General features: G+C 70.5%; 25 protein-coding genes and 3 pseudogenes. 15 read left to right on the forward strand and 13 right to left on the reverse strand.

The window, feature by feature from the left end; all coding sequences use genetic code 11:
• The first annotated feature begins 34 nt into the window (after positions 1 to 34).
• Positions 35 to 790: an HNH endonuclease gene (locus AC07DI_RS27005; RefSeq protein ID WP_478906495.1), complete on the forward strand. Its 756-nt coding sequence runs from the start codon at positions 35 to 37 to the stop codon at positions 788 to 790.
• Positions 791 to 1,361: 571 nt separating this feature from the next.
• On the opposite strand, the pseudogene AC07DI_RS27010 reads toward AC07DI_RS27005, so the two are convergent.
• Together AC07DI_RS27010 and AC07DI_RS27015 are read right to left on the reverse strand one after the other, a co-directional pair.
• A pseudogene (locus AC07DI_RS27010) lies at positions 1,362 to 1,867 on the reverse strand (tyrosine-type recombinase/integrase); the annotation flags it as partial.
• Positions 1,868 to 2,018: 151 nt separating this feature from the next.
• Positions 2,019 to 2,189 (reverse strand): annotated as a pseudogene (locus AC07DI_RS27015) (transposase family protein); the annotation flags it as partial.
• A gap of 153 nt (positions 2,190 to 2,342) precedes the next feature.
• Between AC07DI_RS27015 and AC07DI_RS27020 the strand changes: the two are divergent.
• The 4 genes and pseudogenes from AC07DI_RS27020 (at position 2,343) to AC07DI_RS27035 (ending at position 5,443) form a co-directional block, all read left to right on the forward strand.
• The gene (locus AC07DI_RS27020; RefSeq protein ID WP_478906496.1) at positions 2,343 to 3,143 is read left to right on the forward strand and encodes a MerR family transcriptional regulator; all 801 of its coding nucleotides are present in this window, start codon (positions 2,343 to 2,345) and stop codon (positions 3,141 to 3,143) included.
• The gene (locus tag AC07DI_RS27025; RefSeq protein ID WP_478906498.1) at positions 3,140 to 4,354 is read left to right on the forward strand and encodes a glycosyltransferase; all 1,215 of its coding nucleotides are present in this window, start codon (positions 3,140 to 3,142) and stop codon (positions 4,352 to 4,354) included. Before AC07DI_RS27020 ends, AC07DI_RS27025 begins: the two co-directional genes overlap by 4 nt.
• Positions 4,355 to 4,497: 143 nt before the next feature.
• Positions 4,498 to 4,857, forward strand: a pseudogene (locus AC07DI_RS27030) (helix-turn-helix domain-containing protein); the annotation flags it as partial.
• 100 nt (positions 4,858 to 4,957) lie between these two features.
• The gene (locus AC07DI_RS27035; protein WP_478906499.1) at positions 4,958 to 5,443 is read left to right on the forward strand and encodes a hypothetical protein; all 486 of its coding nucleotides are present in this window, start codon (positions 4,958 to 4,960) and stop codon (positions 5,441 to 5,443) included.
• A gap of 280 nt (positions 5,444 to 5,723) precedes the next feature.
• On the opposite strand, the gene AC07DI_RS27040 is transcribed toward AC07DI_RS27035, so the two are convergent.
• Entirely contained in the window at positions 5,724 to 6,161 is a 438-nt protein-coding gene (locus tag AC07DI_RS27040; protein WP_384261845.1) for a spore-associated protein A, read from the reverse strand.
• Between the two features lie 840 nt (positions 6,162 to 7,001).
• On the opposite strand from AC07DI_RS27040, the gene AC07DI_RS27045 reads away from it, so the two are divergent.
• The 3 genes from AC07DI_RS27045 to AC07DI_RS27055 all read left to right on the forward strand — a co-directional run bounded on the left by AC07DI_RS27045 (position 7,002) and on the right by AC07DI_RS27055 (position 13,222).
• On the forward strand, positions 7,002 to 11,105 hold the full coding sequence (locus AC07DI_RS27045; RefSeq protein WP_478906501.1) for an nSTAND1 domain-containing NTPase: 4,104 nt from the start codon (positions 7,002 to 7,004) through the stop codon (positions 11,103 to 11,105).
• Positions 11,106 to 11,657: 552 nt separating this feature from the next.
• On the forward strand, positions 11,658 to 12,455 hold the full coding sequence (locus AC07DI_RS27050; RefSeq protein ID WP_478906502.1) for a GntR family transcriptional regulator: 798 nt from the start codon (positions 11,658 to 11,660) through the stop codon (positions 12,453 to 12,455).
• A gap of 5 nt (positions 12,456 to 12,460) precedes the next feature.
• A complete protein-coding gene (locus AC07DI_RS27055; RefSeq protein WP_478906504.1) occupies positions 12,461 to 13,222 on the forward strand; it encodes a glycosyltransferase family 2 protein in 762 nt (253 codons plus the stop codon).
• A gap of 82 nt (positions 13,223 to 13,304) precedes the next feature.
• On the opposite strand, the gene AC07DI_RS27060 is transcribed toward AC07DI_RS27055, so the two are convergent.
• Entirely contained in the window at positions 13,305 to 14,225 is a 921-nt protein-coding gene (locus AC07DI_RS27060) for an FkbM family methyltransferase (RefSeq protein ID WP_478906506.1), read from the reverse strand.
• Between the two features lie 115 nt (positions 14,226 to 14,340).
• Positions 14,341 to 15,570 (reverse strand): amidohydrolase family protein, encoded by a 1,230-nt coding sequence (locus tag AC07DI_RS27065; RefSeq protein ID WP_384261769.1) that lies wholly within the window; start codon positions 15,568 to 15,570, stop codon positions 14,341 to 14,343.
• Positions 15,571 to 15,770: 200 nt separating this feature from the next.
• Here AC07DI_RS27065 and AC07DI_RS27070 point away from each other — a divergent pair, with 200 nt between their 5' ends.
• The 4 genes from AC07DI_RS27070 to AC07DI_RS27085 all read left to right on the forward strand — a co-directional run bounded on the left by AC07DI_RS27070 (position 15,771) and on the right by AC07DI_RS27085 (position 18,028).
• Positions 15,771 to 16,220 carry a DoxX family protein gene (locus AC07DI_RS27070; protein ID WP_384261767.1) on the forward strand — a complete coding sequence of 150 codons (450 nt, stop codon included), beginning with the start codon at positions 15,771 to 15,773 and terminating at the stop codon, positions 16,218 to 16,220.
• Between the two features lie 103 nt (positions 16,221 to 16,323).
• The gene (locus tag AC07DI_RS27075) at positions 16,324 to 16,890 is read left to right on the forward strand and encodes a hypothetical protein (RefSeq protein WP_384261843.1); all 567 of its coding nucleotides are present in this window, start codon (positions 16,324 to 16,326) and stop codon (positions 16,888 to 16,890) included.
• A gap of 177 nt (positions 16,891 to 17,067) precedes the next feature.
• Positions 17,068 to 17,664, forward strand: coding sequence for a hypothetical protein (locus tag AC07DI_RS27080; protein ID WP_478906508.1), 597 nt, complete (start codon positions 17,068 to 17,070; stop codon positions 17,662 to 17,664).
• A gap of 109 nt (positions 17,665 to 17,773) precedes the next feature.
• Positions 17,774 to 18,028 carry a hypothetical protein gene (locus tag AC07DI_RS27085; protein WP_384261763.1) on the forward strand — a complete coding sequence of 85 codons (255 nt, stop codon included), beginning with the start codon at positions 17,774 to 17,776 and terminating at the stop codon, positions 18,026 to 18,028.
• Between the two features lie 231 nt (positions 18,029 to 18,259).
• Here AC07DI_RS27085 and AC07DI_RS27090 read toward each other — a convergent pair whose 3' ends face one another.
• Positions 18,260 to 19,477, reverse strand: coding sequence for an FAD-dependent monooxygenase (locus AC07DI_RS27090; RefSeq protein ID WP_478906510.1), 1,218 nt, complete (start codon positions 19,475 to 19,477; stop codon positions 18,260 to 18,262).
• Between the two features lie 255 nt (positions 19,478 to 19,732).
• Here AC07DI_RS27090 and AC07DI_RS27095 point away from each other — a divergent pair, with 255 nt between their 5' ends.
• Complete coding sequence (locus tag AC07DI_RS27095) at positions 19,733 to 20,161, forward strand: STAS domain-containing protein (protein ID WP_478906512.1); 429 nt, start codon at positions 19,733 to 19,735, stop codon at positions 20,159 to 20,161.
• A gap of 66 nt (positions 20,162 to 20,227) precedes the next feature.
• On the forward strand, positions 20,228 to 20,878 hold the full coding sequence (locus AC07DI_RS27100; protein ID WP_384262874.1) for a M23 family metallopeptidase: 651 nt from the start codon (positions 20,228 to 20,230) through the stop codon (positions 20,876 to 20,878).
• Between the two features lie 40 nt (positions 20,879 to 20,918).
• Here the strand turns inward: AC07DI_RS27100 and AC07DI_RS27105 are convergent, their stop codons facing one another.
• Entirely contained in the window at positions 20,919 to 21,221 is a 303-nt protein-coding gene (locus AC07DI_RS27105) for a hypothetical protein (protein WP_384262877.1), read from the reverse strand.
• 347 nt (positions 21,222 to 21,568) lie between these two features.
• Between AC07DI_RS27105 and AC07DI_RS27110 the strand changes: the two genes are divergently transcribed.
• Positions 21,569 to 21,889: a chaplin gene (locus AC07DI_RS27110; RefSeq protein WP_478906515.1), complete on the forward strand. Its 321-nt coding sequence runs from the start codon at positions 21,569 to 21,571 to the stop codon at positions 21,887 to 21,889.
• 84 nt (positions 21,890 to 21,973) lie between these two features.
• Here the strand turns inward: AC07DI_RS27110 and AC07DI_RS27115 are convergent, their stop codons facing one another.
• The 6 genes from AC07DI_RS27115 to AC07DI_RS27140 form a co-directional block, all read right to left on the reverse strand.
• The gene (locus AC07DI_RS27115; protein ID WP_478906517.1) at positions 21,974 to 22,846 is read right to left on the reverse strand and encodes a tyrosinase family protein; all 873 of its coding nucleotides are present in this window, start codon (positions 22,844 to 22,846) and stop codon (positions 21,974 to 21,976) included.
• 36 nt (positions 22,847 to 22,882) lie between these two features.
• Positions 22,883 to 23,407 carry a tyrosinase family oxidase copper chaperone gene (locus AC07DI_RS27120; RefSeq protein WP_478906518.1) on the reverse strand — a complete coding sequence of 175 codons (525 nt, stop codon included), beginning with the start codon at positions 23,405 to 23,407 and terminating at the stop codon, positions 22,883 to 22,885.
• Positions 23,383 to 24,057 (reverse strand): vitamin K epoxide reductase family protein, encoded by a 675-nt coding sequence (locus AC07DI_RS27125; RefSeq protein ID WP_478906520.1) that lies wholly within the window; start codon positions 24,055 to 24,057, stop codon positions 23,383 to 23,385. Before AC07DI_RS27125 ends, AC07DI_RS27120 begins: the two co-directional genes overlap by 25 nt.
• A complete protein-coding gene (locus AC07DI_RS27130) occupies positions 24,057 to 24,557 on the reverse strand; it encodes a DUF5949 family protein (protein ID WP_478906522.1) in 501 nt (166 codons plus the stop codon). Before AC07DI_RS27130 ends, AC07DI_RS27125 begins: the two co-directional genes overlap by 1 nt.
• Positions 24,558 to 24,799: 242 nt before the next feature.
• Positions 24,800 to 25,078 (reverse strand): hypothetical protein, encoded by a 279-nt coding sequence (locus AC07DI_RS27135; protein ID WP_384262938.1) that lies wholly within the window; start codon positions 25,076 to 25,078, stop codon positions 24,800 to 24,802.
• Positions 25,079 to 25,297: 219 nt separating this feature from the next.
• A complete protein-coding gene (locus tag AC07DI_RS27140; protein WP_478906524.1) occupies positions 25,298 to 25,795 on the reverse strand; it encodes a hypothetical protein in 498 nt (165 codons plus the stop codon).
• Between the last annotated feature and the right edge of the window lie 142 nt (positions 25,796 to 25,937).

Raw genomic sequence — 25,937 nt, forward strand, 5'->3', positions numbered from 1 at the left:
TAGACGACCATCCTCTCGGCGTGTCCTCATGGGAGTGCGCGCGGGAATCATCGACGCCTATGGCGACTACGAGGACGTTCTGCGAGATATTCGCCGGTTTACGTCGCTTGCCCACGGTTCCGATGTGCTCACCAAGGCCCTTCTGGGGAATTACGCACTCCTGGACAGAGGCCGTCCTCTGGAAGATCTCAGAAACTCGATCTTCCGAACAGCATTGACTCGCAACTCTCGGTGTCCGCTGTGTGAAAGAGCCCAGGTTTGCGCCCTCGATCACTTCCTTCCAAAAAATGCATTCCCGGAATATTCGATCCTGGCCGATAACCTAATCCCTGTCTGTGAAAGGTGTAATCGACTAAAAGGGGATGAGTGTGACAAGGTAGACGGACTACTCATGTTTCACGCATACTTCGATGAATTCCCGGACGTCGAGATATTGGTCACGGAAATAGACGTCGAAAGCACCGTCTCAATCAGATACTCTTTGCACCGCTCCGATAAAATAGACAACCTCACCTTCACGAGAGTCGAAAGGCAGTTCAAGATACTTGGCCTTTTCGATTTCTATCAGATGGAGGCCATAGCCGAGCTAACGGACCAAATTGATCTTTATGATGAAACATATACCTCCCTCGGCGATTCAGGATTGCGATCAACTCTTAGCGCCTTGGCTCGAGGAGCCGAGAGAAAGGGCGTAAATCACTGGAAGGCAGCTCTTTATCGTGCCCTGTCTAGAAATGCAGAATTTTGTAGCGGCGGCTATCGAAAGCTACTCACATCGCCGATGGCTTGACGGTGTCAAATCTGGCGGGGACCGCAATGGTAGGTAGCCTGTAATGCTAAGGACAGCGCGGACAGCTGGGTTGCGTCCAAGGAAGGCCAAGCGGATCGTCTTGGCCCCTGGAGCCGCACGGTCACGGGCCGCCGAGGGTGAAGCCAAGCAGGCGGCCGCGGACGCTTAACATCTGACCGCACTGAAGAAGAAGCTCGGCATCACACCTCGCGCGAACGGCTCCTCATACCGCCCCTTCCGTAGCGGCCTTCCCGCTCTCTGCCAGGACCGTTGACAGCCAGGTGGGTACGAGGATGTGCCGGGCCTGCCCCTGAGTAGAGGTAGAACATCGAGCGCTGAGCAAGTGAGTGTCTAACTGCGTGACAACGCCGACGAACACCGGCGGACGACCGCGAACGTCTGCGGACCATCAGCGCAGGTGAGGCCCACACCGGCCCAAGGCACCACCCCCACCCAAGTTGCTTCGGGACGAAGAGGTCGTGGGTTCAAATCCCGCCACCCCGACAGCCAAAACAGCAGGTGAGGCGCCTATTCTTGAGAGTAGGCGCCTCACCTGTTTCTATCTGCGTGACTAGCGCTCCGGGGCCCGTTTGAAGGCGCCGGTCTGGATCACGGGCCAGATCTGCTTCCGGTAGACCTCTTCGGTCACGGCCGTCCCGGAGTGACCGACGAGCCGGGAGATCTCCTCCAGGGGACGCCGCTGCCGGACAGCAGCGAGACGAAGCTGTGCCGGAGCTCCCGAGGCGTCCACTCGGCGGCGTTGATCCCCTCGGCACCCTTGCGCGCCGCCCGGAAGGCGTGACGGACATTGGTGGCGGCCAGCGGCTTGCCGACGGCCGAGGAGAAGGCCAGCCCGTTCTCCTCCCAGTCGTCACCGGCGGCGAGGCGCTCCCATCCCTGGTCCTCGAACTGCGCCCACAGCACTTCCACGCACCGCGCGGGCAGGGCGAGCGTGCGCCGGGACTTCCGCGTCTTGGTGTCCCCGCCACGCCGGACCGACCGCCACACGGCGATGTGCGGAGGCTGCGGCGGATTGGCGTCCGGCCTGCCCCTGAGAAACACGTGGTCCCAGGTCAGCTTCACGACCCTAAGCTGACCATCTCTGGGAAGGCCTGAAGACCATGGCTCCGACATCGCGCCTGGGAGGTCTTCCATCGCGTCCGTCTTCGGCCCAAGAGCCGAGCAGATGCCGCCGATGGCGTCCAGGTCGTCCGTACAGTGAGGTTCTTCAGCGGTGCCGCTCCAGGGTGAGTACGGCTTTGGCGATTGACGTCGTGCGGTTCGGGCTGCAGCGGGTGTGACGGAAGCTCCGCCAGGACTTGAGGCGGGCAACGCCGCGCTCGACCGGGGCGCGGGTCCGGGCCAACGCCCGGTTCGCGGTCTGCTGGGTGGAGGTGAGGCCGCAGTGCGGTGGCCACCCTGAAAAGCCCAATGGGCCGTAGCTCGCGGACCGGTGAATATTCTCCGTCCTCACCTCCGAGGCCCAGCGAGCGCGAGTTGACCCTCCCCTTACGTCAGGCTTGAGGCTGTGTACCGACGAAAGGGCAGGTGGATGAGCTACTCCGTGGGGCAGGTCTCGGCCTTCGCCAGGGTGACGGTGCGGACACTGCATCACTACGACAAGGCGGGACTGCTCTCGCCCAGTGACCGCAGCCACGCCGGCTACCGGCTCTACAGTGAGGCTGACCTGGTCCGTCTCCAGCAGATCCTCTTCTACCGTGAGCTCGGCTTCCCTCTCGACGAGATCGCCGCGATCTTCAAGGATCCGCAGGTGAACCCCCTGGAGCGGCTCCGGGCCCGGCAGCGGCAGCTGAGTGAGGAGATCGCCAGGCTGCAGCGGCTGGCCGAGGTGGCGGAACGGGCGATAGAGGTCCAGAAGACCGGGGTGTCCCTGACTCCTCAGGAACGCTTCGAGGTCTTCGGTGAGATCACCTTCGACCTGAGCTATGCCACCGAGGCAGAATTGAAGTGGGCGCACTCGCAGGGACAGCGCGAGGCGATGGCGCGCGCGGCTGCTCACACCAAAGAGGATTGGCGCCAGCTCATGGGCGAGGCCGCCGCCTGGCGTACGGAGCTGCTCGCGGCCTTCGACGAGGGGGAGCCGAGCAACGGCGAGCGGGCCATGGACCTCGCCGAGGCGCACCGCTTGCACATCTCACGATGGTTCACCTCCTGCCCGTCCGACATGCACCGGCGCATCGCGGACGACTTCATCGCCGACCCGCGCGCGTTCGCTCTGGTCATACCGCCGTCGCAGCAACGCCCGGGCCTGGCCGCCTATACGCGCAAGGCGGTTCACGCCAACGCGGCCCGCCACGCAGGTGGCCGTACCGATTTCGAGGAGGACCGATGAGGATCCTGATCGCCACGGCCGGATCGCGCGGCGACGTCGCGCCCTACACGGGTCTGGGCGCCGAACTGTGCCGGGCCGGATACGACGTTGCGATCGCCACCACAGACACCCTCGCACCCCTCGTACGCGACGCAGGGCTGGAATTCCGCCGCCTCCCGGCCGACACACGGGTGCGTGGCAGCGTCACAGGCAAACGTGAACTGATGCGCACCGCTGCCGCCTTCATCACCGAACTGGGTCAGGGCTTCGCCGACGTGATGGACGATGGCACGGACCTGCTCCTGCTGTCGACCACCACAGCCCCGCTCGGCTGGCACCTCACCGAGGCCACGGGCACACCGAGCCTCGGCGTGTACCTCCAACCCACCGCACCGACCGGCGACTTCCCGCCCGTCGTCACAGGCTCCCGCTCACTGGGCCGTCTCGCCAACCGGGCCACCGGACGCTTCGCACTGCGGATGGCCGACCGCGTCTACGAACAGGCTGTCGCAAAGCTGCGCCACCGCCTCCAGCTGCCCCCGACCTCACCTTCCGAGATGCGTCGACGACAGGAACAGGCGAACTGGCCCATCTTGCACGGCTTCAGCACGGCCCTGGTGCCCCGTCCCTCCGACTGGCGCTCCGGCCTGGAGGTCGTGGGCAACTGGTGGCCCCATCACGATGCGACCGAACGGCTGCCTACTGACCTGGAGGACTTCCTGCGTGCCGGACCCCGGCCCGTCCTCATCGGCTTCGGGAGCATGGCGTCCGGCGACGGGGAACGGCTGAGCGAGATCGCTGTGCGATCCTTGCGCCGCGCCGGGCTGCGCGGCATCCTCCAAGCCGGCAGTGCCGGGCTCGCCGCCGCCGGGGACGACGTGCTCACCATCGGGGACGTACCGCACGCCCTGCTGTTTCCACGGCTGGCTGCGGTGGTCCACCATGGCGGGGCCGGCACCGCGGCCGCCGCGTTGCGCGCTGGAGTGCCCGCGGTCACCGTACCGGTGACCGCGGACCAGCCGTTCTGGGCGGAGCGACTTGCCGCCCTCGGCGCCGCCACCGACCCAATCCCCTTCCGGTCCCTCACCGCCGAACGGCTCGCCGACTCACTCGACCAAGTAGTGAAGCAGCAGGCACACAGTCGAGCCGCCGCAGAAGCGGCGCAACACCTGGTGACCGAGGACGGAGCGGGTCAGGCGCTCAAGGCCATCCAGCGGCTGACCGATGGATGACGGCAATCCGTTCCTCGTCCTCGTCACTGCGCTTCTTCAGTCTGGGCACCGATCGGGTGGCGGCTGAGGGCGCGTAACAGGCGAGGCCCCGGATTGTTGATGGAGATGTCTGACGTCTCAACCAAGCAGCCCTGGGGGCCTCGTTGGTCATCCATCCTGCCGCACTCGACGTGCCGCATGCGCTCGTGGAGTGGGTCACCATGCTCATCGTCACCCGCGAGGGGGACCGGCGCTGCAAGCTACGCCCGTCTCAACGCGCGATGGTGGCGCTCGTGTACTTACGTGAGCACATCACGCTGGCGCAGATCGCCGCAGGTTTCGGGATCAGCGAGTCCACCGCCCACGCCTACACCACCGCGGTCATCGACCTGCTCGCCGGGCACGCACCGGGCCTGCTCAGGACACTGCGTGAAGCCGACCCGGACTTCGTCCTGCTGGACGGCACTTTCGCCGAGTGCGACCGCGTCGGTGACGGGCGGGCGGACTACTCGGACAAGCACCGCGCCTGTACGTGGCGGTGACAGCAGTGATCGTCGTCCTGCCGTTCCTCGCGCTCGGCCTGGCCGTCCGGCTGCTGTGGGGCGCCTCATCCACCCCGCTGACGTGGTGCTTGCCCTCGCCCTGTACGTGATCACGGGGCTCGGGATCACGGTCGGCTTCCACCGCGGCCTCACCCATGGCGGATACCGGGCCGCCCGGCCTGTGCGGATCGCCCTCGCGGTGGCCGGGTCGATCAGCTTCCAGGGTGACGTCATCGGCTGGGTCGCCACACACCGCCGCCATCACGCCTTCACCGACCGCCCCGGCGATCCGCACTCCCCCTACCGCTACGGCACGCACCTGCGCGGCCAACTGCGCGGCCTGGCCCACGCCCACGTCGGCTGGTTGTTCCGCAACGACCCCACCCCCGCCGAGCGATACGCCCCCGATCTGCTGGCCGACCGCGACATCCGCGCCGTCTCCCAGGCCTTCCCGGGCCTGTGCGCCCTCCCACGGCATCGAGCGCGGCCAGCTCGACCCCTCCGCCGCCGTCATCCGTCTCCTCGAACTGTTCGGGTGGGTACGGGACGTCCGCTGGCCCACTCCTGACCGCATCGCCGCTCGCCGCACCTGAAGCCCCGCTGTACGCAGGCGGCTTGCGGGCTCTCCCCGCGTACGGCGCCCGCACCCAGCGGCCCGAGTGATCAGCTCAAGACGCACAAGGCGCACAAGGCGCGGAACAGGCCGGACGACGAACAGGACGGAAGGCAGGGAGTCGCCCGAGCGGGATCAGGAAGGGGAGACGCGGTGGATCGAGGCGGTACGCCGCTACGACATCCGGCGCCCCCTCCCCTGCCGGCGAGAGCCACCAGCCGGCAGGGGAGCGTGGTCACCGGGCGATCCGGCCGCAGTTGGTGCCGTTCCTGCCTGCTGACTCGTCGGCGATCACGCCGCCCCAGGAAACGCAGTGGCCTCTGGCGCTGAGGTAGACCGGTCCCGCGTACGACCGGTAGTAGCCGTCGTCGTCGGCGTAGTCCCTGGTGTCGTCCCGCTGGACCCAGACGTACATGTGGACGGCAGGACCCGCTGTGCGGCGAATGGTCACGGCACAGTTCTTTCCCGTCGCGGAGTTGTAGGTCAGGTAGGACGTCCCCGCCGTCCCTATGTTGATCTGGTTCACGACCTTGTAGCCGGTGCCGCACGCCTTGTTGTACGCGGCCACGGCCGTGGGCGAGGCGGCTGCCGACCCGCCCACGGGGGCGGCTGCCGCCCCGGTGGCCGTGACCATGACGCCACCGGCCGCCAGTGCCACGGCAGCCCCCGCCATCCGGATGTATCCCCGGTGTTCCACGTGCCCTCCTCGAAACCGTCGCCCGACGCGCCGCCTGAAACCCGTCACGTCCTGCCGACGGCTCCCCCGGTGGCGCTCTTGCCTGGAGGGACACAGCCGAAGCCCGTGGCAGTTGCACCCCCGTGCTCCGCACCCCCGGCATCGGTACGCCCTTGCACCAGGCCTCACAGCGGTCCCCAACCGCCACACCGGACGGTGGTCCGGGCACCGCCTTCCGCCGGAGCCAGGCCCGCTGATCGGCGTACTCCTCCCGGCCGCGACACGCGGTGCTCCCCTTCGAACCACCAGCGCACCGGGCAGGGCCTCATCGCTTGCCGGGCCCTTGACGCAGGGCGGAGTCGGCCGGAGTACGCGCCGGGTGCGGAGAGTCGTCCGACATGCAGCCCCCCAACGACAGAACGCGTCGTATCGGTGCCGGTCCCTCCCCTCGTGGGGACCGGCACCGATCGACGCGTACAGCGCCGAACGCCGTGCAACTGCGTATCGGCGCGGATCGGGGAAAGTCAGGATTCGCGTTCGAATGTGAAAGCGGTCCCGGTATGGCCGACTGCGCTGTTCCTTCGAGCCCACGCGACGCGTCCGTCGTGTCTCCGACGCAAGGCGGGCTCAGAACGATCGGTGGCTTGTGCCGCCTCTGTGGGCCCTGAGCCGGTGACCTGCCCGGACGCTGCGTGGTTGGTTCGCTACTGCGACGAGATCCTGCCAGTTGCAGCCCTTCCGGAGGAGGTTCGCGTCCTGTCCGGACGCCTTCTCCGCAGGTCAGCCGTATAAAGTGAGTTTTCCGGTCCGGATGTCCAGGTGCGGCGGAAGTAAGGGGTGGAGGCCTTGAGTTCCGACTCAGGGGCACGCACAAGCTTCGCGGAACGTCTCGCGCTCCTGTACAAGGAGGCCGGCAACCCGCCCCTCAAACGCGTCGCCGAAGCGGTCGTGCGGCTGCAGCGGGTCGACGAGCGCGGGCGTCCCGTACGCGTGTCCGCCCAGCGGATCAGCGACTGGCGGCGGGCCAAGAACGTGCCTGCCCAGTTCGCCGCCCTCGCCGCGGTGCTGCACGTCCTGATCCCCGAGGCGCGGCGCGAGCGGCCCGCTCCGGTCTCCGCGGGCCTGTACGACATGGCCCAGTGGCACCGGCTCTGGGAGCGCGCCGTGGCCGACCCGGTCGGCGAGCGCGCCTCCGGTGGTGAGGAGGACGAGGGCGGTGTCGCGGCCGAGGCCGCGGCCGCCCCCGGCGTGTGCCCGTACCGGGGCCTCGCCTCGTACCGCCAGCAGGACGCCCAGTGGTTCTTCGGCCGGGAACGGAGCACGGAGGCCCTCGTGGCCCAGCTCCGCGCGGCCGAGGAAACGGGCGGCCTCGTCATGCTCGTGGGCGCCTCCGGGGCCGGAAAGTCCTCCCTCCTCAACGCCGGTCTCGTACCCACTCTCGAAAACGGCACGCTGGGTGGGGAGGAGGGGGCGGCCACCGGGCCCGTGCTTCAGCTCGTGCCCGGGAGCGATCCCGTCGCCGCGCTGGTCCGCCACATTCCCGAACTCGCTCCCGCCGTCGCGGCGGCCAGGGCCGAAGCGGCGAAGGACGACGTCGGGTCCGGCTCGGAGCAGTTCGTGCGGGCGGTGCGGGAGGGCGTCGCCGCCTGGGCGGAGCGCCGCTCGGGTGCCGCGCGTACCCGGCCCGTCCTCATCATCGACCAGTTCGAGGAGACCTTCACCCTCTGTCCGGACGAGTCGGACAGGCGCGTCTTCGTCCGGTTGCTGCACGCCGTCTGCCAACCCGGTGACCGGCAGCCCCGCGTCCACCCGTCCGGCGTCCACCCGTCCGGCGTCCACCCGTCCGGCGAGGAGAGCGACGCGGCGGGTGAGCAGCGGCCGTGCGCCGCCGCTCTCGTCGTCCTCGGGATACGCGCCGACTTCTACGAGGAGTGCCTCGCCTACCCCGAGCTCGCCGACGCGTTGCAGCACCGGCACATGGTGCTCGGCCCGCTGACCACCACGGAGCTGCGCAAGGCGGTGGCCGGGCCCGCCAAGGCCGTGGGACTTGAGCTCGAACCCGGTCTTGCCGAGCTGATCGTCCGGGAGGTGAGTACGGACGGGCCGCGCGGCGCGCACGACGCGGGCGTGCTGCCGCTCCTCTCGCACGCCCTGCTCGCCACCTGGCAGCGGCGGAAGACGGGACGGCTGACGCTTGCCGGGTACCGTGCGGCGGGCGGGATCCAGGGGGCCGTCGCGGCGACCGCCGAGCGCGCCTGGTCCGGTCTCGACCCTGCGGCCCGCACGGCCGCGCGGCTGCTCCTGCTCCGCCTCGTCCGGCTCGGCGAGGACACCCAGGACACCCGGCGCCGGGGGACGCGCCGCCAGCTGGCGGAGGAGGCGACGGACCCGCACAAGACCGAGGAGTCCCTGGAGGCGCTGGTCCGCGCCCGGCTGGTGACCCTCGACGCGGAGACCGTGGAGATCACGCACGAGGCGCTGCTGCACGCCTGGCCCCGGCTGCGCGACTGGATCGACGAGGACAGGAACGACAACCTGCTGCGCCAGCGCCTGGAGGAGGACGGCAAGGCCTGGGAGGACTCCGAACGCGATTCGGCGCTGCTCTACCGGGGCTCGCGTCTGGAGCAGGCCCGCGCCTGGGCGAGGACCGCCGGGGACACGTTCCTGACCCGGGGCGCGGTGGAGTTCCTCGCCGCTTCGGCCAGGCTGCGCCGGCGTACGGTCTGGATCGCCCGCGGCGCGGTGGCCACTCTGGTCGTCCTCGCGGTGGTGGCCGTCGTCTCGGCGGTGGTCGCCCGCCAGCAGCGCGACGACGCGGTGTTCCAGCAGGTCGTCGCGGAGGCCGACCGTGCCCAGCACACCGATCCCTCGCTCTCCGCCCAGCTCGACCTGGTGGCGCACCGGTTGCGGCCCGACGACGAGGCCACCCGGAACCGGCTGATCTCGATCGTGAACGCGCCGCTGGCCACCCCGCTCCTCGGCCACAAGGGCGCGGTGTACCTCACGTCGTTCAGCAAGAACGGGAAGGTCCTGGCCACCGCCAGCTACGACCGGACCGTCCGGCTGTGGGACGTGTCCGACCTGAAGCACCCCAAACCGCTGGGCAAGCCGCTGACCGGCCACAAGAGCTGGGTGAGCACCGCGGTCTTCAGCCCGGACGGCAACACCCTCGCCAGTGCCTCGGACGACGGCACGATGCGGCTGTGGGACGTGCGGGACCCCCGCCACCCGCGTCCCATCGGCGCGCCCGTGCCCGGGCACGGCGGCACGATCTACCTGCTCGCCTTCAGCCCGGACGGGCGCACGCTGGCCTCCGCAAACGAGGACAGCGCCGTGCGGCTCTGGGACGTGACCCGCCCCTCGCACACCAAGGCGATCGGCACGCTGACCGGTCATACGGCCGCCGTACGCTCCGTGGCGTTCAGCCCCGACGGGCGGACGCTCGCGGCCGGTGGGGACAACGGCACGATCAGACTGTGGAACACGGCCGATCCACGCCGGGTGAAACCGATCAAGAACGTGCTGCGCGGGCACACGAGCACGGTGCACTCCGTGGCGTTCAGCCCTGACGGGACCACGCTCGCCAGCGGCGGTTCGGACAGCACGATCAGACTCTGGAACGTCACCGACCCCCGCCGGGCGAAGTCACTCGGCACCCCGCTCACCGGCCACACCGGCCCCCTGTGGTCGGTGGCCTTCAACAAGGCGGGCAGCATGCTCGCGGCCGCCAGCGCGGACAGCACCGCCAGCCTGTGGAACGTCCGCGACCCGGCGCACCCCTCGCAGGTCGGCGAGCCGCTCGCGGGCACCAGCGGGGAAATGTACTCCCTCGGCTTCAGCCCCGACGGGCTCACGCTCGCCACCGGGAGCGGCGACAACAAGGTCCGCCTCTGGTCGATCCCGCCGTCGGACATGCTCGGCCGCGTCGGGGCGTTCCGACCCGACGGGAAGATGCTCGCCACGGCCGCGAGCGACGAGAAGATCCGGCTGTGGGACGTGGCGCGCCCCGACCGGCCGGTGGCGCTGGGCAAACCGTTCGAGCCCCGTGGCGGGAACCTGCGCGCGCCGGTCTTCTCCCCCGACGGCCGTACGCTCGCCGTGCTCACGGGCAACCGCGCCGTGCAGCTGTGGAACGTCTCCGACCCCCGGCACGCCGTCCCGTACGGGCCGCCCGTCGCGCTGCGGACCCGGTTCGCGGCGGCCCTCGCCTTCAGCCCGGACGGGCGGGTCCTCGCCTCCGCCGACACCGACCGCACCATCCAGCTGTGGGACGTCACATCGCCGGCGCACCTGCGCAGGCTCGGCCGTCCGCTCACCGGCCATCAGGGGTACGTCAACTCCCTCGCCTTCGACAAGGGCGGCCGGACGCTCGCGAGCGGCAGCGCGGACGGCACCGTCCGGCTGTGGAACGTGACCGACCCGGCCCGCGCGACCCGGCGCGGCGCGCCCCTCACCGGGCACCGGGGTCCGGTCAACCGGGTCGCCTTCAGCCCGGACAGCCGCTCCATCGCGAGCGCGAGCGACGACGGCACGGTCCGCGTCTGGGACCTCTCCGACCCGCGCGAGGCGCCGCGGCGGGCCGCCCTCCTGACGGGCCACACCGACGCGGTCGTGTCGCTGACCTACAGCAAGGACGGCCGCACCCTGGCGACCGGTGGAAACGACAACACGGTCCGGCTCTGGGACGTCGCCGATCCTTCCGACGCCTCCGCCATCGGCCAGTCGATGAGTCCGAACGCCAAGACGGGCAGTTTCCTGGCGTTCAACCCGCAAAGCCACATGCTCGGGGTGTCGAGCGGCACCGATACGGTCCGGCTGTGGAACTTGGACACCGACGCGGCCGTTAACCGCATTTGCTCGACCACACGGGGTGTTCTGACGCGGGATAAATGGGATGAGTATCTTTCGCGCCTCTCGTACGAGCCGCCGTGTGACGGGTAAGAAGGGCCTGGACGGCGGCTGTTTCCGCTCGTCTTCCGCTCGTCTTCCGCTTGTCTTCCGCTTGTCCGGCCTTCTCCGCGGGCGGTTCCGGCACTGATCACATGCGGTTCTCGCGCCGATCACGTGCGGATCTTCCGCCGATCCGCCGCGGATCTCCCGACGTGATCCCGATCACAACTCCGTACTTTCGTCGCCGAGTTGACTCCCCACATTGCGGCACCTTTGTTACTGTTACATACAGAGCCCGATCGCTGGTGCATCCCCCGTCGCCAGCGATCGGGCCCTTCCATGTCCGGGCCCGCTATTGCCCTGCACTTGCCCGGCACTTTCCGCGGCGCGCACCCCTCACCGGCTTTAGGACGCGAGATCGGCGCAGCATCGGCTTGAGAGCGACTCAAGATCGGCTTGAGGCCGATTCGAGATCGATTCGTATGGAAACTTTCGGCCATTGCTTACCCGCCAAGAATGGGACAGGGCCCGGGACGGCCCGGAGTGCGGCCCGTCGTCCGGCGCGCTCGTCAACTCCTCTTGAGGAGTCGTAGGGTACGGAGGGTGAGCGCCACACCGAAGGCCTACGAGCAGATCGCGGACGACCTCCGCGGGGCCATCCGCACCGGTCTGCTGCGGCCCGGCGAGCGGCTGCCCGCCGAGACGAAGCTCGCCGAGCACTACCGGCGCAGCGTGCCGACGCTCCGCGACGCGCTCCGGCTCCTGCGCGATGAAGGGCTGATCGAGAAGGAGCACGGCCGCGGCAACTTCGTCCGCCGCGTCCGGACCAAGGTGCTCCGCGACAACTCCCGCCACCAGTGGGAGAAGAACCGCGTGCACCAGCCGGAACAGCGCAGGGCCCGCACCGGGGCCACGGAGCGCGACACCGGGCTCGAACTGCGTGACCTCGTCTTCCACGCCGCGTACCGCGAGGTTCCCGCGGACGACAGCCTCGCCGCGGCCTTCGGTGTCCCCCGGGGCACGCCGCTGGTCGCGCGCACCTACCGGACGCGTTACGCGGCCGAGAGCGCCCCCTTCAACCTGGCCACCTCCTACCTGGTCCGCGCCATGGTGGCGGGAAACCCCGCCCTCCTCGACGAGACCCGGGAGCCGTGGCCCGGCGGCACGCAGAACCAGCTCAGCACCGTCGGCATCGAGCTCGACCGTGTCGAGGAACGCCTCACCGCCCGCCCGCCGACCCCGGAAGAGGCCGCGGAACTGGAGCTTCCGGCGGGGACGTCCGTCCTGCTGCTCCGCAAGACGTCGTACGACACCGACAACCGCGTCGTCGAGGTCTCCGACGTCACGCTGCCCGGCGACCGCACGGAAGCGGTCTTCACCACTCCACTGGAAAGGTGGTGAGTGCCGTGCGCCGGCGCGTCATCATCGTCACCGCCGTCCACGCGCCCTCGGCGCCGTTCCTCGCGGACGCCTACAAATCCCTCTGCGAGCAGGAACTCCCCGAAGGGTGGGAGTGGCACTGGCTCATCCAGGAGGACGGCAGGACCGACCAGGTCGCGCCCCATGTGCCGGACGACGCGCGGGTGTCGTTCCGGCAGGGGCGGCCGGGCGGCCCCGGTGTCGCCCGCACCATGGCCCTCGCGCACGCCGACGGCGCGTACGTGAAGATCCTGGACGCCGATGACCAGCTCGCTCCCGGGGCGCTCACCCGCGACCTCGCGGCGCTCGAAGGGAACCCGGACATCGGCTGGGCCACCTCGCGGGTGCTCGACCTGCTCCCCGACGGCTCCACGGCGGGCTTCCCCGGCGACCCCGAGCACGGGCCCGTCGAGCGCGGGGCGGTGCTCGACTACTGGGCGGCGCACGACTACCGGGCGCCGGTCCACCCGGCGACGCTCTTCGTCCGCCGCGATCTGCTCGTCGCGCTGGGCGGCTGGATGGCGCTGCCGGCCTCCGAGGACACGGGGCTCCTGCTGGCCCTCAACTCCGTTGCCCGGGGCTGGTTCTCCTCCGAGGTGGGCCTGCTCTACCGCAAGTGGGAGGGCCAGGCGACCGGCCAGAGCGCGCACGTCGACACGGGCGAGCGGAACGCGCGCATGGCGGTGGTGGAGGCGCGGGCGAGGGCGCTCGCCGGGTTCGGGTGGCGCTTTCCGGCGGAGGGGAGCTGAGGGCGGGGCACGGGAGCTGAGGGCGGCCGACGCGCCCCCGGTACGCGCCCGGCTCGGCGCCCGGCCAGTCGCCCGCCCCGGCTCAGTCCAGCGTCTCCGCGTCCACCCGGGAGAAGACCAGCTCGGTCTCGCCGGTCAGCGGTTCCCGCCACCGCACCGGCGGTACGGGCCGCCGGACCGCTTCCGGGTAGCTGTCGGCGGCGTACTCGTTGACCAGCCGGTAGGCGTGGAACCCGGCCTCGCGCATGGTCTTCAGCAACTCCTCCGCCGAGTCCCCGAGTTGCTCCATCCGGTCGGGGGTCACCTCGACGGCGATCTCCACGTCGGGGCGGAGGCGGTCGAGGGCGGGGGCGAGGCCCCTGATGACGCCGCCCTCGGCCCCCTCCACGTCGATCTTGATCACCCGCGCGCGGGTGAGCTCGTCGGGTTCGAGGAGTTCCGGCAGTACGCGGGCCTCCGTCTCGAAGGTCGACTCCGCGGGGCCGTCGTACGGAACGATGCTGTTCGCGCCCATGTTGCGCGAGCTGGCGAGGATGAACGTGAGCGGCTTGCGCTCGTCCGACACGGCGGCGTTGACGGCACGGATGTTGGCGCAGCCGTTCAGTTCCGCGTGCTGGAGGACCCTCCGGTGGAACGCGGGCGCGGCCTCGATCGCCACGACCCGCCCTTCAGCGCCGACGAGCCGGGACCCGAGGACCGCGAAGTAGCCCACGTTCGAGCCGACGTCGATGAAGACGTCCCCGGCGCCGAGGCGCCCCCGCAGCCAGCGCGTCATGTGGGGTTCCCAGGCGCCGAACAAGTACACGTAGCGCTGGATGAGGTCCTGGGTGTCGACGGCGAACCGGAGGCCGTGCCGGTCGGCGACGACCCGCCGGCGCGGGTTCTCCCGGAGCCGGGGGTTCAGGAAGCGGGCGGCCAGCGCGGCCTTGCCGAAGGTGCCTGGCGCGTCACGCACGTACCTGCGGCCGAGCGTGACCAACGTCTCCGAGAGGGGGGTGCTCATCCGGTCGCCTCTTTCGTCGGGGTCGGACGAAACCGTATCCGCCCGCCCCCGGCCGCTCGCCCTCAGGCCCGGTCTCAGGCCCGCCCTCAGGCAGGCCGGTCTCAGAGACAGGCTCTCAGGCCCGGTCGAACGGCAGGTCCAGCATGCGGATCGCGTTCCCGCGCAGCAGCTTGTACGCCACCTCCGCGGGGAGATGGCCGACGTGCTCGGCCGCGACCTCCTTGGTGTGCGGCCAGGTCGAGTCGACGTGCGGGTAGTCCGTCTCGAACGTGGCGTTGTCGACGCCCACCGTCTCGATCGCCTCGATGCCGTGCTTGTCGCGGAAGAAGCAGCAGAAGATCTGCCGGTAGTAGTACGTCGACGGCGGCTCCGGGATGAGGTCCTTCACGCCGCCCCAGGCCCGGTGCTCCTCCCAGACGTCGTCGGCGCGCTCCAGGGCGTACGGGATCCAGCCCATCTGCCCCTCGCTGTACGCGAGCTTCAGCCGCGGGAACTTGACCAGGACCCCGCTGAAGAGGAAGTCCATCATCGAGGCCATCGCGTTGTTGAAGGAGAGCGACGCCTGCACCGCGGGCGGCGCGTCCGGGGACGCGGCCGGCATCTGGGACGACGAGCCGATGTGCATGTTCACGACGGTCCCGGTCTCCTCGCAGGCCGCGAAGAACGGGTCCCAGTACCCGCAGTGGATCGACGGCAGGCCCAGATAGGTGGGGATCTCGCTGAAGGTGACGGCGCGCACCCCACGGGCGGCGTTCCGCCTGATCTCGGCGACGGCGAGGTCCACGTCCCAGAGGGGGATCAGGCAGAGCGGGATGAGGCGTCCGCCGCTGTCGCCGCACCACTCCTCGACCATCCAGTCGTTGTACGCCCGGACGCAGGCGAGGCCGACCTCCTTGTCCTTGGCCTCGGAGAAGGTCTGCCCGCAGAAGCGGGGGAAGGTCGGGAAGCAGAGCGAGGCCTCGACGTGGTTCATCTCCATGTCCGCGATACGGGCCTTGGGGTCCCAGCAGCCGCGCCGCATCTGCTCGCGGGTGATGCCGTCCAGCGTCATCTCGTCGCGCGAGAAGCCGACGGCGGCGATGATGCGTTTGTACGGGAAGATGTTGCCCTCGTACTCCCACCAGTCGGTGATCTGACCGGCCGGGTCCGTCGTGAACCTGTACTTGCCGCCGATGTACTCCAGATCGCCGATGCCCGCGGTGAAGGGCTTCGGTCCCCGGTCGCGGTACTTGGCCGGGAGCCACGTCTCGAAGAGGTGCGCGGGCTCGATCACGTGGTCGTCCACGCTGATGACCCGGGGGAGTTCCTTGGTGCCGACCTCGCTGCTGTCCGCCGCTGTGACCACTGCTGTGCCCCCTACTGCCTGCTACTGCCTGCCGGTTTCCTCGACCCAAATCTGACGCACCATCAGATTGAGGTTATGGCCTCGCCGGGGTGACGGCAAGCGGACGCCCGCGACGAGAACGCCCCCGCTTCCTCTTGCGCGTTCGGCCGCCATCCGCTGAACTGACGACCCGTCAGCTTCGCTCACCGGGAGGGCGCTCGATGCAGACGATCTGGCTCAGCGGAGCCGAGTGGCTGGCCGTTCTCCGGATCGGGCTCGGCCTGTGGTGGTTGGAGAGCTGGCGCCACAAGGACAAGAAGGACTGGTTCAAGGGCGGCGGGATCGGCTGGGCGGCGGGCATCGCCGAGAAGCACCGATGGCCCGTCGTGCGGGCGGGGTTCGACACGGTGGTGAGGCCCAGGCCGCGACTGATGGCGTACGTCGTCGCGTACGCCGAACTCGCCATCGGGCTCGGCCTCGTCGCCGGGTTCCTCACACCGGTCGCCCTCGTCGGCGGCCTCGTCCTCAACCTCATCTACCTCGTGCTGATGATCCACGACTGGGCCGAGCAGGGGCAGAACTTCACGATGGCCCTGGCCTCGGCGGTCGGCCTCTTCGCCATGAGCTGGCAGACGTGGTCGGTGGACGACGCGCTGGGGCTCTTCGTATAGAGACGGGGCTCTTCGTCCAGAGGCGGGCCGGGGTTTCCCGTGCGGCGCCGGCTCGTAGGATCGTCCGGTCATCTTGGGGAGCCATGGCTGGGGGCGGTTCGTGTTGGGCACCGGGGAGCAACTCGTCACCGTCGGCGCCGTGTTGCTCGGCGCGCTGACCACCCACGCGACCAACTACCTGATGGAGCGCAGCCGGAACCGGCACCTGCTGTCGACCCGCTGGGACGACAAAAAGGTCGACGCCTACGGGAACTACGTCGACGCCGCGAAGGCCAGGATCGCCCTCTCCGTACGGCTCTACGAGTTCCGCGAGAACCTGCGCGCGAGCGAGCGGACGGAACAGGAACTCCGCGAGGACCTCTCGGAGGCCGGCCGGGTCTGGGGCAGTGCCTTCGAACGGGTGATGCTGCTCGGGGGCGACGACGCCATCGAGGCGGGGCACGACCTCAACGCCCTGCTCTCCGAGATCGACTGGCAGGCCACCGGCCGGATCGGCGGGAGCCTGGCCGAGTGGCGGGAGCGCAACCGCGCCGCGTTCCGGGCGATCAACGACTTCCACGAGGCGGCGCGGCGGGACCTCGGCATCCAGGGAAGCGTCATGGGCGAGAAGCACCCCCAGCGGGACCTGCTGCTCCCGCCCCGCGAGCAGCACCCCGCCACCGGGGAGTGAGGACCGCACCACCCCTCGCCACCTCCCTCCCTCCGCCGCCTTCGCCTCCGCCTCCGCCTCCGGAGCGAAGCCCGGCGTACGTATGGCCTGTTGCGCCCGGACATGCCACCCTGCCCGCCACCCGGCATCCGAGGCCCGGCCCCCGAGACCCCGCGCCCGGCAGACGAGGAGACGGCCATGAGCGAGGCACCCGAAGCACCCGAAGCACCCGAAGCGTCCCCAGCCCCCGTAACGCCCGTAGCATCCGATTCACCCCACTCCCCCGCCTCCCCCACCCCAACGCTCCGGACCCTGCACGCCGCACGCGCCCGGAGCGCCGCCTCCCGCGCCGCCGCCGTCCTCCAGCACATCGAGCGGCACGGTACGGCGGAGCAGGACAGCACCTGGAAGGCCGCACACGCCGCCCGCGTGTCCGTCCAGGCCCTCGCAGTGCTCGCGGAGAGCGCCCCCGACCCGGCGGCCGACGCCCGCTGTGCCCGCAACGCCGCGGCCGCCGCCGCGCAGGCCGCCCAGGTGGGCCGGGTGCACGACGGCGGGAGCGGAACCGCCGACGCCGCCTGCCGGTCCGCCCTCAAGGCGTCGCAGGCCGCGTCGGCCGCCGCGGGCCGGGACGCGCTCGGCAGGGACGAGTCGCTGAACGCCGCGGCCGACGAGGCCGAGGCGGACGCCGTCGCCGCCGCCGAACGCGCGGGCTGGATGCGTCCGGGCCAGCGTCTCCCGGAGGTTCCCGCCGGTCTGCGCAGCCCGGAGCTGATGGCGATGATGCACTTCTGACGAGGCGCCGCACGCCGCTCGGGTCGCACACGTCGCTCGGACGGTGGAATTGCCCGGGTTCCTGTCGGCGGTGGCGCACCCTCCGGCTCGCTGTGCCGTTTGAGAGATCATGAACAACTCGAAGCGCATGCTCTCCGCCCTGTCGCTCTCCCTGGCCGCCGCCGCCGTCGCCGCGGCCGCCCCCGCCCACGCCGCCCCCTCCGAGGAGGGCCACCGCAACGTGGGCCACACCGTCGGCAAGGCCCTCGCGGACCCGACCGGGACGGGCAAGCAGATCATGGACGCGGGCAAGACCGGCCTGACCGTGGCCGAGATGGGCCTGAAGTCCGTGAAGACCAGCTCGCAGAGCTTCAGCCCGCGCTAGGGCCAGTCCCGTCAGGTCACGCCTCCCCCGGCGGCACCGACCCCGCCGGGGGAGGCGGTCGACGGCCTAAGAGCCTGTGTCATATCCCCGGTCGGATCAGTGGGCGTCGTCTGGTGCGTGCGATCGCAAGGCGCCGGGAAGTCCTCGTAGCGGAGCTACTAGGGCTTTTCGGCAACGCGGCGAGCGTGCGTGCCAGGCGGCGACCACCCGGCCGGGGATATGACACAGGCTCTAAGCGCCTGCCCGGCGGCTCTGCAGCGTGCGGGCGACTCGTGGGCCCAGGTGCTGCTTGATCCTGCGCAGGGTCTGGAGTCTGCCGACCGCCCGGTCCAGGTGGAAGTAGAGCTGTGGCGGCACGTACGGCAGCAGCGGCGAGTGGCGCTGGCCCAGCAGGGCGAACATCTGGTGCGGTGCCAGGCCCATGTAGCGGGGCAGGTTCTCGTACCACTGGGCGCTGTGCCGGGCGGCGCTCTGCACCGAGAGCAGCGCCTGCTTGCGCTCCCGTTCGTACGCGGTGAGGGCGGCGGGGAGGTCCGGTGGCCCGGCGGCGGAGCCCAGGGCGCGGGCCAGACCCATCGCGTCGCGCAGCGCGAGCGTGGTGCCGGCCCCGATGGAGTAGTGCGTGGTGTGCGCGGCGTCGCCGATCAGCGCGAGGTTGCCGTGCGACCAGGACGTGTTGGTGACCGTCGGGAAGGCCTGCCACTGGGCGTGGCTCTCGATGTCCTTGCGGCCGAGCAGCGCGTGGCCGTCGAGCAGCTCCGCGAAGAGCTTCTCCAGGAGCCGCAGGGTGTCGTCGTTCCCGGTCCGGCCGAAGCCGAGCGCCGTCCAGGTCGCCTCGGAGCACTCCACGACGCAGGTGCTGTGCTCGCCGCTGAACCCGTAGGCGTAGCACCAGATCCAGCCGTGGTCGGTCTCGACGAAGGCGAAGGTGAACGCGGTGAACACCCGGGTCGTGCCGAGCCAGATGAACCGGTTGGCACCTGTGGTGATCCGGGTGCCGAACTCCTCGGCGTACGCGGTGCGCAGCCCGCTGTGCGCGCCGTCCCCGGCGACGACGAGGTCCGCGCCGGACAGCTCGGCGAGGCTGCCGATCTCCTTGCCGAACTTCAGCCGTACGCCAAGATCGCGGGCCCGTCCCGCGAGGATGGTGCGCAGCCGGTGGCGGCCGATGGCGTGCCCGGGGTCCCCGTCGTGCGCGGTGGTCCGGTCGCCGACGTAGGCGAATCCGCCCCGCCAGCAGACGGAGTTCTCCTCGATGAGCCGTGCGGAGACGGGGTCGTGGGCGTACAGGTCGGTGAGGAGGTCGGGCCAGTAGGTCACGCCCCAGCCGTAGCTGGTGCCTGCGGCGTGCCGCTCGTGGACGGTGACCTCGTGGTCCGGGTCCCGCAGTCTGGCGAGGATGGCGAGGTACAGGGAGGCAGGCCCGCCGCCGACGCAATCGATCTTCACGCACGCTCCTGCATCATGTAGGCCGGGAGGAGGGGCAACACGGATGACCAAGGTATGCGCATAGGGAGCGTAACGACCGAAAGCGGACACGGTGTCGTCGTAGGACGTCCTTCGTCGCCGTCCGCGCGTCAGCTGGGACTTGCCCCCAGTGGCTGACGTACTCCCGCCGATCCTGTATACCCGCAAAGAGCAGATCACCCGAGCCGGATCGGACATGATGTCGAACGGCAAACGATGTCGGCCCCTGGAGGTGCGATGGGCACGCCGCCCCACCGATTGTCCATCGCGGCCCTCGCGCACTCCGACGTCTGCGCCGTGCTCAGGGTCAGCGGCGAACTCGACCAGGCCTCCGAGAAGTACTTCATGGACACGGTGGCCGGAGTGGTCGACGCGGGCAACCGGCACATCATCCTCGACGTGACCGCGCTGACGTTCTGCGACTCGCGCGGCCTCAACTGCCTGCTCGCCCTGCACTGGCTCCTGCGCCGCAGGACCGGCGACCTGATGCTCGCGGGGGTGGGCCGCCGGGTGGCCACGCTCCTCGAACACAGCGGGAGCACGGCCCTGTTCTCGTCGTACACCTCGGTCGGGCAGGCCCTGCGCGCGCTGCCGGAGCCCGCCCGTCCGCACTGGCCGCCGCCCGCCGGGCGCAGTACGGACGAGGGCGTGTCACCGCCCGCGTAGCGCGGCGTACCCCGGGCGGCTCAACCCGAGATGCGCGGCGGGCCAGGCACCAGTGTGCTGGCGGACATGGAACACGACATAGCGAGCGTGACGGAAGCGGCCCCCACCCGGCGCCGCGCTCTGGGTGCGGCCGCCGCGTTGCTGGCCGGCGGTGCGGTGTCGCTGGCCGTCCCGCGCGTCGCGGCCGCCCACGAGGACGACGACGTCTGCACCGGCGGCTACGACGCGGAGTTCGAGGACGCCCTGGCCGAGGCGGACGAGCGGTTCGCCCCGGACGAGCTGCGCGCACCGCAGGAAGAGCCGGCGCGGAAGTACGCACTGCCCCTCCGGCGCGACTTCAGGGTCACCGCGCGCTACGGAGTGCGCGGGGACTGGCTCGCCGGGCATCACACCGGCATCGACCTGGGCGTCCCGCAGGGCACGCCGGTCTACGCCGTCGGCGGCGGCACCGTGCTCGTCGCGGGGTGGTCGGGCGCGTACGGCAACGCCGTGACGGTGCGGATGCCCGACGGCCACTACGCGTTGGTGGCCCACCTCTCGCGGGTCTCGGTACGCGTGGGACGGCGGGTCCGCGCCGGGGCCCTGCTCGGCAGGAGCGGGGCGACAGGACGCGCGACGGGCCCGCACCTCCACCTGGAGGTACGGGCCCGTCGCGGCTACGGATCCGACATCGATCCGGTGCGTTATCTGGCCGGCCGTGGAGTGGATCTCCTCTGACTGGATCTCCTCCGACCTGCTGCCGGACCGCTGTCGCGGGCTATTGAATGCCGGGCACCAGGCCCGTGACGGGCGCCACCAGGTCCGTGATCTGGTGCAGCTCGTTCAGCTGCTCGAGCTTCTTGAGCTGGTTGAGGCCGCTGAGCTGGCTCGCGAGGGTCGGCAGCTCGGCGCGCCGCTCCTCGGGAATGCCGATCTTGGTGACGTCGTCGAGGACGGCGACCGGCGAGATCTTGCCCGCGTCCGGGCTGGGCGGCGCCGCCGCCTGGGCTGACGGCGTGGCGAGGGCCGCTGCTCCCGCGGCCAGCGAGACGGCGGCGATGAGTCGTCGTGCTGATGTCATGTCCTCAGAAACGGCTGAAAGCCGGGAAGGACACGGTTTTCGCGGCGCCCTCACTCGGGAAGCTCATTCGCCGTGCCGTGGACGCGGGACACGCCAGCACTGCGGCACGTGCCACCCGCACGGACCAACTTGTCCCACATATCGCTCCCGGTGCGCGTCGCTCGGCCCGGGCGCTTCTCCGAATTGCACAATGGACCCGCGGACGGCCCGTTCGGATTCCCGTGAAATCGAAACTCCCCGGCGGCATTCGAACCCTCATCTGCCGTGACCTCGCCTTGACGGCCGACGTTAGCAATGACGCGACTGTGTGTAGGCAGCCGCTTAATCCAAAGTCAAAGGAGAACGTGATGTCTCGCATCGCGAAGGCAGCCGTCGCCACCCTCGGGACCGGTGCCGTCATCCTCGGTGGCGCCGGTATGGCCATGGCGGACGCCGGTGCGCAGGGCGGAGCCGCCAACTCCCCCGGTGTGCTCTCGGGCAACCTGCTCCAGGTCCCGGTCAACATTCCGGTGAACCTCTGCGGCAACACCGTTGACGTCATCGGCCTGCTGAACCCCACGTTCGGCAACAAGTGCGCCAACCCCGGTGGCGACAAGCAGAACCACCACGGCCACCACGGGCACCACGGGCACCACGGGCACCACGGCGGTCCGGGCTACGGCGGCTGACCGGCCTCGGCCCGGCCCCCGGTGTGCGTTCCGCCGGGGGCCTCGCCATGTCCCGTCCCGCCGCACGTCCTGCGCCGACGGCTCCTACCTTCCGTAGGTGTACTGCCCCTTGTGGGAGAGGAGCTCGTCCGGCTTGACGTCCCACGGGGGCATCGGCTCGTGGCGGGCGACGATGCGCTCGTGCTGGGCGGAGCCGGGGCCCGGCGGCCGGGCCGGCAGGTAGGGGGCCGAGCGCGGGTGGCGGCGCTGCCACCGGTCCCACAGCAGGTCCACGAAGGCGTGGTTGAGCCAGAAGACCGGGTCGTTCACCGAGGCGCCGCCCAGCATGTGCCCGCCGACCCAGCGGTGCACACGGTTGTGGTTGCGCCAGCGCTCCTTGCCCTTCGCCGACGTCCAGCCCTCCAGCTTGTTGCGGAACCCGCCGGGCGACGTGGAGTCCCACGGCGCCACGTCGTACCGGGCGTCGGCCATGGCCCGGCGCACGTCCCTGGCGGTCGGCAGGGCGACGGGGTCGTGGGGGCGCCCGAGGTCCCGCATCAGGAACTCCCCGTCGGTGACGGCCTCCTTGATGACCCAGTGCCCGTTCCTGTGGGCGAAGGGGCCGGTCATGACCTGGTGGTCGGAGCGCCGGCCGTTGCCGCCCATCAGGTCCGCGCCCCACAGTGACGCGGCGGGCGTACGGTCCTTCGTCCAGTCCCAGTAGGGGACGGTGACGCCGGAGTCGACGCGCTGCAGTGCCCGCTCGAATTCGAGCAGGAAGCGGCGGTGCCAGGGGAAGAACGAGGGCGCCATGTGGGCGACCCGCAGCCGCTCGTCCCCGTCCGACACGTAGAAGTCGATGTGCATACGGACGAACTCGTCGTACTCGCCGCGCCGTTTGAGCTTCAGGAGCGCGTCGACGAAGCGCCGACGCTCCGCGCGGCTGAGACGGCTCTGGTTCCTGCGCGTGTGGGCCATGCCCGTCCCTTCTGCGGCCAGGGGTACGCGGCCGGTTCAGTGACCGTGGCCGGCCGGCCCGGTCGGTCCGGTCGGCTCGGTCGCTCCGGTCAGGGCCTGTCCGGGGCCGAGCTCGTCGACGGCCGCGCGGGCGGCGGCCAGCGGCGTCGCGTACGACTGGTAGTGGTCCACCATGCTGAGGTAGCCGCCGTCCGCACGGCGCATGAGCCCAAGCCGCCTCCCGTCGACGGTGACCCGCAGGCCCGGGTGCGCGGCCCCGCCCCGGTGGGCGACCGGCTCGCCCCGGATGCGCCGGCCCCGGTACACCTCGTCGAACGGCGGGCCTTCGGACGTGGCCGAGGAGTCCGCTCCGTCCGGGTAAGGACCGGCGAGACCCGGGGCGGCCAGGTTCGGTGTGAGCGGCCCCGGCGGCAGTGGTTCCCGCACGGGCTCGTCAGGCACCGCCTCGATGATGCCCGCGGCGGCGAGGAGGGCCGTGGCGGCGGCGGCGATGAGATGGCGACGGGTCATCCGGTCCGGGGCCGGGTCCACCCGGTTCAGCTCGTCCAGAAATCCCACCACCGGGTGAGGACGAGCATGCCGATGACGCCCATGTGCAGCGCGGGAAGCACCCAGGTGAAGTCGGCCAGGAAGGCCCGTACGCCCCGGGGAGCGGGCAGGAATCCGCACCGTACGTTGTGCGAGGTCACGTACCAGAACATGACGACGGTCGCGGCCCAGGCCAGGCAGCACCACAGGCAGAGGGAGTGGATGCGGTAGAGGGACTGGAACTGCAGCCAGGCGCAGAACGCGACGCCGAACGCCGTGCCCGCGTTGAGGGCCAGCCAGTACCAGCGGGGAAAGCGGGCGCCGCCGAGCAGGCCCGCTCCGACGCACACCACCACCGCGTACGCGACGAGCCCGAGCATCGGGTTGGGGAATCCGAAGGCGGCGGCCTGCTCGCTCTTCATGATGTTTCCGCAGGCGACCACCGGGTTGAGGCTGCACCCGGGGACGAAGTCCGGGTCCTCCATCAGCCTGAACTTGTCGAGGGTGATGACCCACGCGGCAAGGAGCCCCGCGACGCCCGTGACCACCAGGAGCGCGCCGAGGGAAGGGCCCGCCTCCTGCTCCCGGGGCGCCGGGGTGGAGGGCGCCGCGGCGGGGACCGCGCCGGGTGCGCCGACGGCCTGGAGCGGGAGCGTGGGCGGCGGTTCGGTGGTGCGGCGCATCAGCGCAGGCTGCGTGCGGGCAGCAGGCAGTGGGCGGCGTTGACCATGGTCTCCTCGGACCCGGCGAACTCGCCGAGGCTCTCTTCCGACACGGGCTCGCCCGGCTTGGCATCGGGCCACGCGCGCGTGGTGGCCATGAAGTAGGCGTGGCCGCGCAGCTTGACGGCGGCGATCCACTCCGGCGGCACCACGCACTGCGCGTTCAGGCCTGGCATGTTGACCACGACGTTGTCGCCCTCGACGAGCAGGCTCACCGGCAGGGAGGGGTGGCGCGCGCCGTCGAGGAGGGGGCCGCCGATCGGCAGGCCCGCTTCCGTGAGGAGGGCGGCCAGCGCCGCGGCGGTGGCCTCGGGGCCGCCCTCGGTGTCCCCGAGGGAGTAGGCCAGCAGGAAGGGCATGTCCCTCTCGTCCTCGGGGTGCTCACCGCTCCAGGCGAGAACGGCCACGGTTCCCAGATCTGTTGCTCGCAGGGGGCGCTGTTCGCTGGAAGTTGAGGTCATGAGGGGAACCGTATAGACGCCGGAGGACCGGCCCGGGTCCGTTGTCACCCGTGTGGCCCAGCGCGGGTACGGCATCACACGATGGGGTCACCCGGTCGGCGCCCGTGGGGCGGCGCGGCCGAACGCACGCGCCACCGACGGGCAGGGTTTCGCCGGCACACCGAAGGGCCGGTCCGTGGCAGAGGTGACCGGCCCTTGCCTGCTCGAACGGCTGCCCGGGGCGCGCCCGTGGAAGGGAGAGGCTACTTGCCGAGGGGGAGTCCGCCGAGGAGCCCGGCGGGGCCGCCGCCCTCGTTCAGGCCCTCCGTGATGCCCTTGACCGCGTTGACGACGGAGTCCTCGTTCTCGGTGTCGAGCATGTTCGTGCCCACCGGCTTGGTCTTGAGCAGGGACTGGCCGGTGAGGGCGTCGAGACCGCCGTTGAGGCTGGTGGGCGCCAGGTCGCCGGCGAACGCGGGCGCGGCGGAACCGGCGATGGCGATCGAACCGGCAAGGACTGCGGCAGCCTTCAGGGCCTTCATCATGTTCCTTTCTTTGGCAACGCGTGTCGCCCGTGGGAGAACCGTTCAGGCATCGATTGCCTGGTGTCTCTCTTCACGGGGACCAACGAGCACCGGCCGATGCGGAAACCCCTGTGCCGCAAACTTCCCCCGGCCCGCTGGGGAAGAATTCCCATGCCATTCTCATATCAACCGGCCGATGCATACGGGCGTTTGCCGCCCCGGATTCTTGGGCCGTGACTAGAGGCCGGCCGCGGATGTGCCGCCGCCTTGCAGGGGAGTGAGGCCGAGGTTCACCGCGCTGGTGATGACCGTCGGGGTCTGCGTGAGGACGGCCTTGACGTCACCGGCCTCGGCGGCCTTGGTCAGTGCGTCGATCGCCTTCTGCAGCGCGGCGGCGGCGTCGCCCTTGGGGTCGACCGGTCCCCTGTCGAATGCGAGGGGTGCCTTGGCCGGGGGCTGGGCGGGCGGCTGGGCGGCGGCCGCGAACGCCTTCTGGATCGCGTCGGCGTGCTTCTTGGCGTCCTCGGGGGAGAGCTTGTTGTCCTTCGCCGTGAGCACCGCGTGGAGCAGGTTCAGGACGGGGGCGATGACCCCGCCGAGGTCGTCGAGCTGCTGGGCCCGGGTGCGGTCGGGTGAGGCGTCGCCCTGGGAGGCGAAGGCCGGGCCGGCCGTGCCGAGAAGCAGCGTCGCGCACAGGGTGGTGGTCGCGATACGCCGTACGGGCAGAGCGCGCATGAGTGGTTCCCTTCCGGTGATGCGTCAGATCTTGTGATCACCGTGGGATCGGCCCACGCCGCCCGCAACCGAGCGGTCGCGCGACGTACCGGCCGTGCCTGTGCGGCGCGAGCATCCGCGCAGGTGGGAACTGGATGTGACG

This window comes from Streptomyces sp. NPDC044106 (assembly GCF_056433985.1).

Bases quoted from the DNA above. Each gene is read 5' to 3' on its own strand.
- AC07DI_RS27020 (WP_478906496.1), top strand. From the start codon at position 2,343: ATGAGCTACTCCGTGGGGCAGGTCTCGGCCTTCGCCAGGGTGACGGTG.
- AC07DI_RS27025 (WP_478906498.1), top strand. From the start codon at position 3,140: ATGAGGATCCTGATCGCCACGGCCGGATCGCGCGGCGACGTCGCGCCC.
- AC07DI_RS27040 (WP_384261845.1), bottom strand. From the start codon at position 6,161: ATGGCGGGGGCTGCCGTGGCACTGGCGGCCGGTGGCGTCATGGTCACG.
- AC07DI_RS27060 (WP_478906506.1), bottom strand. From the start codon at position 14,225: ATGAGCACCCCCCTCTCGGAGACGTTGGTCACGCTCGGCCGCAGGTAC.
- AC07DI_RS27070 (WP_384261767.1), top strand. From the start codon at position 15,771: ATGCAGACGATCTGGCTCAGCGGAGCCGAGTGGCTGGCCGTTCTCCGG.
- AC07DI_RS27080 (WP_478906508.1), top strand. From the start codon at position 17,068: ATGAGCGAGGCACCCGAAGCACCCGAAGCACCCGAAGCGTCCCCAGCC.
- AC07DI_RS27085 (WP_384261763.1), top strand. From the start codon at position 17,774: ATGAACAACTCGAAGCGCATGCTCTCCGCCCTGTCGCTCTCCCTGGCC.
- AC07DI_RS27095 (WP_478906512.1), top strand. From the start codon at position 19,733: ATGGGCACGCCGCCCCACCGATTGTCCATCGCGGCCCTCGCGCACTCC.
- AC07DI_RS27100 (WP_384262874.1), top strand. From the start codon at position 20,228: ATGGAACACGACATAGCGAGCGTGACGGAAGCGGCCCCCACCCGGCGC.
- AC07DI_RS27105 (WP_384262877.1), bottom strand. From the start codon at position 21,221: ATGACATCAGCACGACGACTCATCGCCGCCGTCTCGCTGGCCGCGGGA.
- AC07DI_RS27110 (WP_478906515.1), top strand. From the start codon at position 21,569: ATGTCTCGCATCGCGAAGGCAGCCGTCGCCACCCTCGGGACCGGTGCC.
- AC07DI_RS27115 (WP_478906517.1), bottom strand. From the start codon at position 22,846: ATGGCCCACACGCGCAGGAACCAGAGCCGTCTCAGCCGCGCGGAGCGT.
- AC07DI_RS27125 (WP_478906520.1), bottom strand. From the start codon at position 24,057: ATGCGCCGCACCACCGAACCGCCGCCCACGCTCCCGCTCCAGGCCGTC.
- AC07DI_RS27130 (WP_478906522.1), bottom strand. From the start codon at position 24,557: ATGACCTCAACTTCCAGCGAACAGCGCCCCCTGCGAGCAACAGATCTG.
- AC07DI_RS27135 (WP_384262938.1), bottom strand. From the start codon at position 25,078: ATGAAGGCCCTGAAGGCTGCCGCAGTCCTTGCCGGTTCGATCGCCATC.
- AC07DI_RS27140 (WP_478906524.1), bottom strand. From the start codon at position 25,795: ATGCGCGCTCTGCCCGTACGGCGTATCGCGACCACCACCCTGTGCGCG.